The following is an 11,948-nucleotide window of genomic DNA, read 5'->3' on the forward strand; positions in this document are numbered from 1 at the left end:
CGAACCATCATTTCAACGGCTGACACGCCGATCGGCGCCGTAACCTGGATCACAGTGTGTATGTGTGCCGCACTTTATCATTGTAGCATTGCCTGTGATATGACATTATATGTGATGTGAGATGCGTGCTTGATACCAATGTCGTCGTTGCCGCCATGCACAGTCCGGCCGGAGCTTCCGCCGAGCTGCTGCGTATGACTCGCCGCGGCGAGATCACGCCTCTGGCCAATGTCGCACTTGCCCTGGAGTATGAAGCGACCTGTCAAATGGCCGAGCACATTCTGGCAGCCGGTATCGACCGCCATGATGCCAATGTCTTCATCGACGCTGTGCTGGCGATGGTTGAACCGGTCGAGACGCATTTCTTGTGGCGGCCGCAACTTCGCGACCCGGGCGACGAGCTTGTTCTCGAAGCCGCGGTCAATGGCCGGGCTACCGCGATCGTTACATTCAACCAGCGAGACTTCGGCGAAGTCCCTGCTCGATTTGGTATTGAGGTGCTGGCGCCCGCTGAAGCAATGCGAAGGATAAAGCTATGAAAAACTCAAGCACCTATCCATTGCGCCTGCCACGTTCGGTCAAGGCCGAGGTTGAAAGGCGCGCGAAGGCCGACGGGATCAGTGTCAATCAGTTCGTGGCCACGGCGGTTGCCGAAAAGCTGGCGGCCATGGATACGGCACGCTTCTTCGCCGAGCGCCGGGAGCGTGCCGACATGGCGGCGTTCGATCGGCTGATGGAGCGCAGGGGCGGCGAACCGCCACGGCCTGGCGACACGATCTGCTGACGCACGTTCCGCTGGCGCACCTGCAACTGCGCTGGTTTCGGCGTGGCTGCGTGAAGCAATACGACAAAGGTTCTGTTGAAGCGGTCGGATGTCGGCCTGGATCGCCGCCAGCCTCCGCCACGCCGGCAGCCCCGATCCGGGTTGTGTCAGCCAGCGCCGTGCGGTGGCGAGGTCATCGCGCGCCGGAGGGGCGTGGATCAGCCGGCGCGACACGCCACCCGATCAACGATGGCGCGTGGGCGGCGGCGGCAGTTCGTGATCGGTGCCAATGCTGTCGATCCACGCATCGATGTCGTCAGCATCGACATAAAGTCCGGCAGCGATCGAAGCCCGCGCCTTGGTGATGCCTCGGCTTCCCCGGCAAGGCGCGATTGCCGCTCGGCCTCGGTCTCGACGTGTTCGGGAAGAGGGGCAGGCTCGGTCATAGGCCGACTATAGGCCCTCACTGGCCGGGCGCGGAAAGGGCGACGACAGGCTGGCCGAACGGGGTCCCGTCGGCCTGATCGCCCGCTCCGCTGCCGCCTACAGCCCCTCAAACAGCACCGTCGAGATATACCGCTCGGCAAACGACGGGATGATCACGACGATCCGCTTGCCGGCGTAGTCCGGCCGCTTCCCCACCTGCAGCGCCGCGGTCAGTGCCGCACCGGCGGAGATACCGGCCGGGATACCCTCGGTCCGCGCCAACCGGCGCGAGGCCGCCAGGGTTTCCTCGTTGCCGACCTGGATGATCTCGTCGATTTCCTCGGTGTCCAGCACCTCCGGGATGAAGCCGGCACCGATGCCCTGGATCGGGTGAGGCCCCGGCTTGCCGCCGGACAGCACCGCACTGGCGGTCGGCTCCACCGCGATCATCTTCAGCCCCAGCCGCCGCGGCTTCAGCGCCTTGGCCACGCCGGTCAGCGTGCCGCCGGTGCCGATGCCGGAGATGACGGCATCCACCTCGCCCCTGGTGTCGTACCAGATTTCCTCGGCGGTGGTCTTCGCGTGGATCTCCGGGTTGGCCGGGCTGCCGAACTGGTTGGCCATGACCGCGCCGGGCGTGTCCGCCAGGATCTCCTTCGCCCGCGCCACGGCGCCGTTCATGCCCTTGTCGCGCGGCGTCAGCTCCAGGTCGGCGCCGAGATAGGCGAGGATCTTGCGCCGCTCGAGCGACACCGACTCCGGCATGGTCAGGATCAGCCGGTAGCCGCGCGCCGCCGCCACGAATGCCAGGCCGATGCCGGTGTTGCCGGAAGTCGGCTCGACGATCGTGCCGCCGGGCTTTAGTTGGCCGGATTCCTCCAGCGCCAGGATCATGTTGACGCCGATGCGGTCCTTCACGCTGCTCAGCGGGTTGAAGAACTCCAGCTTCAGCACGACGTCGGCGGTGATGCCCTCCTCGGCCAGGATCTTCGGAATGCGCACCAGCGGCGTGTTGCCGATGGTTTCGGCAATGCTGTCATAAATCCGACCGCGCAATGGGCGATCGAAGACGAGGGGCTTGTGTTCAGTTGCCATGGCGATGACCTTTTCGTGGCAGGAGCATCCCGCTCCGCGGCGTGTATCGGCGTATAGAAGGCAAAATTTTTCTCGTCTGGCAAGACACACGGGTTTGTGGGGAAATCTTTTTCCAAGGTGGCCCGATCCTGGAATTTTCATTGCATATGCAGGGAATGCGCAGCATCCCTCTGCTTGTCCCGCCCTGGCACGGCCAACGGGATGCGCATCAACCCACGCGACGTGATGGGCTTCCCGGCTGCCGAACCACAACCTAATTGGAACGTCATGACCACTTTAACCGCCAGTGGCGCCGCCTGTCGCATCTTCCCTGTCAACCGGATCGTGATGCCCGGCGATTGGCGCCGAAGCGTCCCCCGTCCCGCCACCGCGAGGGCCTGACCGCAATGCCGCAGCGGCAGCCGGCGATCGGGTTCGTCCTGATCAGCCTGGTCATCGACGCCCTGAGCTTTGGCCTCGTGGTGCCGATCGTGCCTTCGCTGGTGCTGGAACTGTCGGGGCAGGGCGCGTCCGGCGCCGCGCTCTGGGTCGGCCTGATGCTGGCGGGCTTCGCCATCATGCAGTTCGCCTGCGCCCCGATCCTGGGGGGACTCAGCGACCGGTTCGGCCGTCGCCCAGTCCTGTTGCTGTCGCTGGCCGGGGTCGGCATCAATTACCTGCTGCTGGCATGGGCGCCATCGCTGGCCTGGCTGTTCCTCGGGCGACTGATCGCCGGCGCCACGGCCGCGAGTGCCGCCACCGCCTCGGCCTACATTGCCGACGTAACGCCGCCGCAGCAGCGCGCCGGCCGGTTCGGGCTGATCGGCGCCATGTTCGGCATCGGCTTCATCCTCGGCCCGGCGCTGGGCGGCGTGCTGGGCGCATATGGCCTGCGGCTGCCGTTCATCGTCTCGGCGGTGCTGGCCGGCTGCAATGTCCTCTACGGCTTGTTCGTGCTGCCGGAGAGCCTGCCGCCGGAGCGTCGGCGGGCCTTCGACTGGCGGCGGGCCAATCCGCTTGGCTCCCTGCGCGTGGTGATGGGCAGCCGCGACCTGGCCCGCCTGACCATCGCCTGGGGCTGCACCTGGTTCGCAATGGGTGCGCTGCAGACCACCTTCGTGCTGGCCAACCAGGTCCGCTTCGGCTGGGACACGCAGGACAATGGCCTGGCGCTGGCACTCGCCGGCGTGGGATCCGCGGTGATGCAGGGGCTGGTGGTGCGCCGCCTGATTCCCGTCCTGGGCGAGCGCCGGGCCGCCCTGATCGGCACCTCGCTGACGACTTGCGCTTATCTGCTGATCGCGCTCGCGCCCGTCGGCTGGGTCGTGCTGCTGGGCATCGTCGTGCAGGCCGGCGGCTCGATCACCAATCCGGCCGTGCAGGGCCTGGTTTCCGCCTCGGTCCCGGCCGATCGGCAGGGAGAGACGCAGGGGGCGCTGTCGTCGATACAGGGGCTGATGGCGATCGTCTCGCCGCTGGTGGCCAGCACGGTGTTCGCGCATTTCACCGGCTCGTCGGCGCTGATCATGCTTCCGGGCGCGCCGTTCGTGGTGTCGGCCCTGGCCTATTGCCTCGCCTTCTGGACGGTGACAGGCATCCGGCCGCCGGCGGCACTGGCGCGCCCGGGGAGCGGCACTGCACTGCTGCCTGGTGCCAAGGGGGCAGGCGGAGACTGACGGGACTGCGGCCGCCGAAGCGGTAGCCCCGGCCGCCGCCCGGCGGTATTTCCGGGCGGAGACAGCGGCCCAGCCGGATCAGGCCTGCGAACGGGGGCCGGACGCGGCAGACGGTCCTGGGGGAGGATCCGACGGAAGCCGCAATTCATGGTGATTGCCTCGGCGCCCGGGTCGACGGCGGCTTCAGGCAATGCCGGCGGCAGCCCCCGGTTGCGGGCCTGTTCATGCCCGCATCTTGCCGCAACCTCCTGGCCGGGGCGAGTATGCCGCCGGTTCCGACAACAGGGAGGAAATGCCGTGGCCGAACGCCCCTTCACCCAGGCCGATCTCGACGCTCTGGCGCAGTGGGACACACCCACCATCTGCAACGGGTTGGAAATCATTGTGCCGGAGCGGCGCGCCATCGGCTTCACCGTGGAGCCGATGTTTTGCATCGACCCGAAAGCCAAGCCGATCGTCGGCGTCGCCCGCGTCGGCATCATCCGCGCCAAGGAGCCGCCGCGCGGCAAGGTCGTGGACCGGGCTGACTGGTATGACTACGTCGCGCGGACCGATTTCCCCACCATCGCCATCATCCAGGACATCGACGACCGCATCGGCTACGGCGCCTACTGGGGCGAGGTGCAGTCCAACATCCACAAGGCGCTCGGCTGCCTGGGCTGCGTCACCAATGGCTCGTTCCGCGACATGGAGATGTGGGCGCCCGGCTTCCAGATGATCGGCGGCCGCGTCGGCCCGAGCCACGCGCACGTCCACATGGTGGACTTCGGCAGGCCGGTGAACATTTTCGGCATGCAGGTGGGCCACGACGACGTGATTCACGCCGACTACCACGGCGCGGTGGTGGTGCCGGCCGACGCGGTGCGCAAGCTGCCGGCGGCGATCGACCTGGTGTCGCGGCGCGAGAAGGTCATCCTGGATGTCTGCCGCGCCCCGGGTTTCACCCCGGCGAAACTGCGCGAGGCACTGAAGCGGGCGGGCGAGATCCATTGAGAGCTTTGAGGCGAAATAATTGATCCGCCGGAGTCGGCGCACTGTTCTCTCCCCGTCATGGCGACCGCAGCACCGCCATGACGGGGAGCAGCCGCGCCGCCTGTGCCCGGATTTCAGAGCCTGTTTGACTGAATTCCTCTTGTGGAAGCGGCCGATGATTTGAACGCCGGCGGCAAGGACAGGCTATGTCTGCGTTTCGGCTGATTGAGGGTCATTGGCGGCGGGCGTGCGGGTGGATCGTCCTGACATGTAACCACAGAGGAAAGCCGAGGGTCGCGGAGGGCCACAGGGAAGACGTTTGGGCGCTAAGCGCGAAGCGCATGACAACCGGCACCGCCGCACCATGAGTCGCCCGGCATCGCCACACGGGTGGACCGGCGACGCTACCCGCCACGACGGCAACACCGCACCAGCCTGCGCGACATCCCCCTGACGCTCCGCGGCCCTCCAAGGCCCTCCGTTATTCTCCGTGCGAACAGAAATACGCCATCAACCGCGCTGTCCCCACCAGAGACGCACCATCCCCGACCACGGCCAAGCCGGACCAGGAAGGCCACAACCGCGGTGCCAGTTTCCAGCCAGACAGCAAGCCCTCCGGAACTCAAAGCCCAATTCGATCAAACAGGCTCTCAACGCCGCTGGGGCCTGCGCCCACCATGACGGTCGAAGCGTCGATGCGACAATCGGAGCGGCTGTTTTGCTCCAAACCATTTGCATGCGATCGGGGTGACCGGAGTCGCGAAGCGCGCCGTAAGGTGACAGTCGCGTCCCGGCGGCGCGCCGGCATGCCGAAACCGATCACATCTTGTTACACACGGCTGTAGCTCCCCCTCCAAGGCTGACGGCCGAACGTGAACGGATCTGGCTCTGGACGCGCATCGCCTTCATCGAACTGACACACTCGCAACCGGCCAAAATGCCACGGTGTTGCCATCAGTCTGCGGAACATATGTTGCCGATCGTTGGCCTGCCCATGTAACGCAATGCATCAAAAGCTTCAAAAGCAATGGGTTGTGGCGTTACAGGAGGCAACAATGATTGACTCGGCGCCGGGAACGGAACCGGTTATCGAGCATTTTGGCACGGGGCATTTTCGCCACGATCATATGGAACGCAGCGGATGGACGGCTTCGTCAGACTGAACTTCGAGCAAACGACCGCACCAAGGTGGGAGCAGCGCACCTTGAAAGCCGCGATCGGTTGCGTCGGCGTCGGCGTGCACACCGGCCGGCGGGTGAACCTCACCTTCCGTCCCGCCGAGGCGGACCACGGTATCGTCTTCCGCCGCACCGACCTCGGCCGCGACATCGAGGCCCGGTTCGACAACGTCTGCGACACCCGCCTGTGCACCTCGGTCGCCGATCCCGGCATGCCCTCGGCGCGGATCGGCACGATCGAGCACGTGATGGCTGCCCTCGCCGGCGCCGGCATCGACAACGCGGTCGTCGAGATCGACGGCCCGGAAGTGCCGATTCTCGACGGGTCTGCCGCACCGTTCCTGTTCCTGCTCGACTGCGCCGGGGTGCGGGAGCTTGACGCCTCCCGCCGTGTGATCGAGGTCCGCAAGACCATCCGCGTGACCGCCGGTGACGCCTGGGCCGAACTGCGCCCGCTCGGCCCCGCCTTCCGCTCCGCCCAGCCGGTGCTGGAGATGGATCTGTCGATCGACTTCGCCGCCTCCGCCATTGGCCGGCAATCCTGTTCGCTGCGGCTGACGCCGGAGAGCTTCCGCCACGAGTTGGCGTCCGCCCGCACCTTCGCCCAGGCCGAGGAGGTCGAGCAGCTTCGCGCCGCCGGCCTGGCCCGCGGCGGCAGCCTCGACAACGCCATTGTAGTGGATGGCGGGCGGGTCCTGAACATCGGCGGCCTGCGGATGGAAAGCGAATTTGCCAACCACAAGATGCTGGACGCCGTCGGCGATCTCGCCCTGGCAGGCGGCCCGCTGCACGGCCGGTTCGTTGCCCACCGCACCGGCCATGACCTGAACAACCGCCTGCTGAAGGCTTTGTTTGCCGACATCGGCGCCTGGCGTTCGATCACCACCGAGCCGCTGGTCTCGGTGGCGGCCTGATCGCGGCGGATTCGTTCCACCGCGCCTGTATGCGGGGCGGCGGGCGTCGTGATATAGGCACGGCAATGACCAAGAGCTGCCCCATGACCTACCGCGCCGCCCGCGCCCTTGCCGCCTTCTCGCTTGCCCTGCTGCCGTTGCTGTCCGCCTGCAGCGGCTCGTCTGACGAGTCCGCCAAGCAGGGGCCGGTCCCTCCGGTCGAAACGCTGTACAACAACGGCGTCGATGCCCTGAACGCCCGCCGCTTCTCCACGGCCAACGACCAGTTCGCATCGCTGGAGCAGAATTATCCCTATTCCTCCTGGGCGGTGAACGCCCAGTTGATGTCGGCCTATACGTCGTACCTGCAGAACAAGTACACCGACGCCATCGGCACGCTGGACCGCTTCATCCAGCTGCATCCGGCGCATCGCGATATCGCCTATGCCTACTACCTGCGGGCGCTCTGCTACTACGAGCAGATTGCCGACATCCAGCGCGACCAGCGCGGCACCGAGCTGGCAATGAGCTCTCTGCGCGAGGTGGCGAACCGCTTCCCTGACAGCGCCTATGCACGCGATGCCAAGCTGAAGATCGACCTGTGCTTCGATCACCTCGCCGGCAAGGAGATGGAAATCGGCCGCTTCTACCAGAGGCAGCACCTCTACACGGCCGCCATCGGCCGCTTCCAGCGTGTCGTTGACGATTACCAGACCACCAACCATGTTCCCGAGGCCCTGGCCCGGCTGACCGAGATCTACCTCGCCCTCGGCCTGAAGGACGAGGCGCGTAAGACAGCCGCGGTGCTTGGCTATAACTATCCGGGAAGCGTCTGGTATGACGACAGTTATACCCAACTTGTTGACGATGGTGTGGCAGGGCCCGGCGCCAAAATGCCCAAGCCAGTATCCAGCCCGGGTTTCTTCTCCCGCGCCTGGCATGCGGTGTTCTGAGCGTCGCCCGGTCAACAGGCTGAGCCGCGCGGCATGCTGACCGCGCTTTCGATCCGGGACGTCGTGCTGATCGAACGGCTCGACCTGAGCTTCGGCAGCGGGTTGACCGTGCTGACGGGCGAAACCGGCGCCGGCAAGTCCATCCTGCTCGACAGCCTGGGCCTGGCCATCGGTGCCCGCGCCGACGCCGGGCTGGTGCGGGCGGCGACCGAGCAAGCCTCGGTGACCGCGTGCTTCTCGCCGCCCGAGGATCACGCGGTGGAAGCTGTCCTGGATGAGCACGGGTTGCCTGTCGAGGACGAGATCGTGCTGCGCCGGATCGTCACCCGGGACGGCCGTTCCCGGGCGTTCGTGAACGATCATCCGGTTGGGGTGACGCTGCTGCGCCGCATCGGCACGCTGCTGGTCGAGGTGCAGGGGCAGCACGAGCAGATGAGCCTGGCCGATCCGGCCCGGCACGCCGGGCTGCTGGATGCGTTCGGCACGCCCGAGCCGCTGCGCCAGGGCGTCGCCGACGCCTGGCGCACCTGGCGCGATGCCCAGGCGAAGCTGGCGCAGGCGCGGGAGGCGATCGCCGCGGCGGAACGCGACGAGGAATGGCTGCGCCACGCCGTCGAGGAACTGGGCACCCTGGCGCCGCGGGTCGACGAGGAAGAGACCCTGGCGCGGGAACGCCAGCGCCTGCAGCAGAACGAACGCCGCGCCGAGGCCATCGCCGCCGCCCTTTCTGAGCTGACGCCGCGCGACCGCCGCAATGCCGGTCCCGCCGCGTCGCTGCGCGCCGCGACGCGGTCGCTGCAGCGCCTGGCGCCGCAGAACCAGCCGGAGGCGCCGAATCCGGCGGATCCGGCCCTGGCGGCGCTGGAACGGGCCGAGGAGGCGCTGGCCGAGGCGGAAACCCTGCTGACCCGGCTGGCCGCCGACGCCGACGTCGATCCGCGCCTGCTGGAGCAGTCCGAGGAGCGGCTGTTCGCCCTGCGCGCCGCCGCCCGCAAGCATGGAGTCGCCGTCGCCGAGTTGCCGGAACTGCTGGATACGCTGGCCGCCCGGCTGGCCGCGCTGGAAACCGGGGCAGCCGAGATCGCAGCGCTGGAACAGGCGGCGCAGGAGGCCAGGGTGGGTTACGTCGCCGCCGCCGAAAGGCTTTCGGCCGCGCGGACGGCCGCGGCGGGGCGGCTGGAAAAGGCCGTTGCGAAGGAGCTGCCGCCGCTGCGGCTGGACAAGGCGCGGTTTGTCGCCGAAGTCACCAGCTTGCCGGAGGGCTCCTGGGGGCCGTCCGGCATGGACCAGGTACGCTTCCTGATCGCCACCAATCCGGGGCAGGAGCCGGGGCCGCTGGCGCGGGTCGCCTCGGGCGGCGAGCTGTCGCGGCTGATGCTGGCGATGAAGGTGGTGCTGTCGGCCGGCTCGGCCGTGCCGACGCTGGTATTTGACGAGGTCGATTCCGGCATCGGTGGCGCGACCGCCGCCGCGGTGGGGGAGCGTCTGGCGCGTGTGGCCGAGGGGGTTCAGGTGCTGGTGGTGACTCACAGCCCGCAGGTCGCGGCCCGCGGGGCGGCACACCTGCGCGTCGCCAAGCAGGCGGCGCGTAACCGCACCGCCACGCTGGTGGATCGCCTGAGCGCCGGTGAGCGGCGCGAGGAGATCGCCCGGATGCTGGCCGGCGAGACGATTTCGGATGCCGCCCGGGCGGCCGCGGATGACCTGCTGCGCGTGCAGCGCCCGCCGCAGGGGCTGCTGGTGTGACATTTGTTCCATTGCAGGATTGGGCAAGCTGCGGTGCCGGAAGACACCGCACCCCGGCAACCACGAACGGCGCGACCAGGCAGCGGGCACCTCAGCGCCGACTGATGCACGACCGGAGTGGTGATATGAGACGCGGCCGGGTCATCCCTGCAACCTTGGTACTACGGCGCGAGCGCGGTCAGCCCGAGGTGCTGTGTTCATGGGTTCGAAATCGCGATCGGCGTGGAGCAGAGGCAGCCTGTTTTCTAACGGGAAACTAACCCGGTGGTGGGGGGCGTGCTTGCCCCAGCCGCCGTCTTCGACGGCCTGGGACTCCCCTGCCTGCGCGGACGTGGGGCATGAACTATGCCGCCTCAGCGATGGGCCGGAGTTCCACCGCGAAGCCGAGCTTGGCCAACTGGCCGACCAGCTTCTTGGCTTTGGCCTCGGGCGGGCGGCGGTCGAAGTACTCGGCGCCGAGGTCTTGGTGTTCCGTGCCGTCTTTCAGCATGTGGTAGATGGCGGTGAGCATCGAGGCGGCCACGGCGCAGGCGGCCTTCTTCTTGCCGTGCCTGGCGCACAGCCGCCAGAACTGCGCCTTGTAGTACTTGCCTTTGGTGCGGCTGGCGGCCCGGGCACATTGCACCAGGATCACCTTGAGCCAGGGCGCCCCCTTGCGCAGCTTCGCGGACCGACGCTTGCCGGCGCTCTCGTTCTGGCCCGGGCAGAACCCGGCCCAGGACAGCAGGTGGCCGGCGGTCGGGAACCGGCTCATGTCGGTGCCGATTTCCGCCAGGATGATGGTGGCGGCCAGCTGGCCGACCCCCGGCACGGTGGTCAGCAGCAGGATCAGCGCCCGAAAGGCGGCCTGTCCGGCCACCTCCTTGTGGTCCATGTGCGCGACCACCGTGTCGATCTCGGCATCGATGGTGGCGATCGCCTCGGCCACACGGTCGTGTTGGTCGAGATACAGCCGCAGCATGAAGCGGTGATGCTCGGTCACCCGGCCACGCAGCGCCTCGACCAGCTCCGCGCGCGGTGTCTTGATCCGGCGGTCCGCCAGGGCGGCCAGCACCACGGGATTGGTCTCGCCGGCGATGATCGCCTCGACCATCCGCCGCCCGCTCACCCCCATGACGTCGCTGATCGCCGAATCGAGCTTGATGTTGGCCTCTTCCAGCGTCTTCTGCAGCCGCTGGCTGTGGCGGGTCTGCTCGCGGGTGAGCTGCGTGCGGGTGCGCAGCAGCGCACGCAGCTCCTGGAACTCTTGCGCCGGAACGAAGCTCGCCCGGATCAGGCCGCACGCCAGCAAGTCGGCAATCCAGGTGGTGTCGTTGACGTCGCTCTTGCGGCCGGGGACGGCTTTGATGTGCGCGGCATTCGCCACGATCAGCTCAAAGCCGCCATCGCTCAGGATGTTCCAGACCGGCTTCCAGTAGACCCCGGTCGCCTCCATCGCCACATGGGTGCAGCCCTGCTCGGTCAACCAGGCCAGCAGGGCCTGCAAGCCGGTCGTCGAGGTCTCGAAGGTCCGACACGCCCGGGTGGTCTTGGCGCCGGCCATGATACGAACACAGGCGACGATGGTGGCCTTGTGCACGTCCAGACCGGCGCAACGCGGATACAATACGTCCATGGCTTCTCCTCACGCATGTGCCGCCGGCGTGGGGGGCCTCAACAAAGACGAACTCTAACGGACGTGCTCCGGGGGCATCGCTGCCCCGTGGCTCCAGTGGGGGTGATCGAGGCTCCCCAGGTCCAACTATGGGACGGGCTCTGTGGCACCAAGGAAAGACCGACCTCTTTGCCGACGACCCCCGCAGTCTATCCTATGTCCGCCGCTCCGCCCGCCCGCAAGTTTCATGCAGGGCGGGTCGGCCGCGCCGGCCGGTGGCGAACTATGGCACAAAACGAAGACACAAGGGCCACGAAGACCGGACCTTGCTGGGGCATAGTCTTACTGTGTCATTTTCCCATTCACTGCCCGGGGCTGTTGCAGGCAGCACGGACACCTGGGCAGCGCGGCGACGAGCCGGACGGCAAGCTGGCGGCGGATGGAGGCAATCGAGTGCGGCACATGCCGCTCAGGCCGCACCGGCAGCGCCGCGGGGCTGGAAGCCTGCGGGTAACGCAGGTGTTTCGATCCGCCTGCGGATGAAGTGCCGCTGAGGGGGGAAAAGACAGCGCTCGGCGATCAGAAAGCCGTAGGCTGCGATGCACAGGCTGGCGTGATGATGAAAGCCGCGCCAGTTGCGGCCCTCGAAGTCGCCAAGACCGAGCTCCTGTTT

The 11,948-nt window shown here is 67.3% G+C and carries 9 protein-coding genes and 1 pseudogene; 7 read left to right on the forward strand and 3 right to left on the reverse strand.

Features of this window, described 5'->3' with window-relative positions:
- Positions 1–125 precede the first annotated feature (125 nt).
- A complete protein-coding gene (locus CCS01_RS27605) occupies positions 126–539 on the forward strand; it encodes a PIN domain-containing protein (protein WP_239992420.1) in 414 nt (137 codons plus the stop codon).
- Entirely contained in the window at positions 536–784 is a 249-nt protein-coding gene (locus CCS01_RS27610) for a toxin-antitoxin system HicB family antitoxin (protein ID WP_104521986.1), read from the forward strand. Before CCS01_RS27605 ends, CCS01_RS27610 begins: the two co-directional genes overlap by 4 nt.
- Positions 785–1,306: 522 nt before the next feature.
- Here CCS01_RS27610 and cysK read toward each other — a convergent pair.
- A complete protein-coding gene (cysK, locus tag CCS01_RS27615; protein WP_104521987.1) occupies positions 1,307–2,284 on the reverse strand; it encodes a cysteine synthase A in 978 nt (325 codons plus the stop codon).
- 338 nt (positions 2,285–2,622) lie between these two features.
- Here cysK and CCS01_RS27620 point away from each other — a divergent pair, with 338 nt between their 5' ends.
- The 5 genes from CCS01_RS27620 to recN all read left to right on the forward strand — a co-directional run bounded on the left by CCS01_RS27620 (position 2,623) and on the right by recN (position 9,681).
- Positions 2,623–3,939, forward strand: a complete 1,317-nt coding sequence (locus tag CCS01_RS27620; RefSeq protein ID WP_146101998.1) for a TCR/Tet family MFS transporter — start codon at positions 2,623–2,625, stop codon at positions 3,937–3,939.
- 297 nt (positions 3,940–4,236) lie between these two features.
- Positions 4,237–4,932, forward strand: a complete 696-nt coding sequence (locus CCS01_RS27625) for an RraA family protein (protein ID WP_239992421.1) — start codon at positions 4,237–4,239, stop codon at positions 4,930–4,932.
- 1,120 nt (positions 4,933–6,052) lie between these two features.
- Positions 6,053–7,003 carry a UDP-3-O-acyl-N-acetylglucosamine deacetylase gene (lpxC, locus tag CCS01_RS27630; protein WP_104521990.1) on the forward strand — a complete coding sequence of 317 codons (951 nt, stop codon included), beginning with the start codon at positions 6,053–6,055 and terminating at the stop codon, positions 7,001–7,003.
- Positions 7,004–7,068: 65 nt separating this feature from the next.
- Positions 7,069–7,935, forward strand: a complete 867-nt coding sequence (locus tag CCS01_RS27635) for an outer membrane protein assembly factor BamD (RefSeq protein WP_104521991.1) — start codon at positions 7,069–7,071, stop codon at positions 7,933–7,935.
- A 33-nt stretch (positions 7,936–7,968) separates the two neighbouring features.
- Entirely contained in the window at positions 7,969–9,681 is a 1,713-nt protein-coding gene (gene recN / locus CCS01_RS27640; RefSeq protein ID WP_104521992.1) for a DNA repair protein RecN, read from the forward strand.
- Between the two features lie 343 nt (positions 9,682–10,024).
- On the opposite strand, the gene CCS01_RS27645 is transcribed toward recN, so the two are convergent.
- Positions 10,025–11,296: an IS110 family RNA-guided transposase gene (locus CCS01_RS27645; RefSeq protein ID WP_104521993.1), complete on the reverse strand. Its 1,272-nt coding sequence runs from the start codon at positions 11,294–11,296 to the stop codon at positions 10,025–10,027.
- Positions 11,297–11,744: 448 nt separating this feature from the next.
- Positions 11,745–11,948 (reverse strand): annotated as a pseudogene (locus CCS01_RS33265) (IS701 family transposase); the annotation flags it as partial.

The organism is Rhodopila globiformis (genome assembly GCF_002937115.1).
GTDB lineage: Bacteria > Pseudomonadota > Alphaproteobacteria > Acetobacterales > Acetobacteraceae > Rhodopila > Rhodopila globiformis.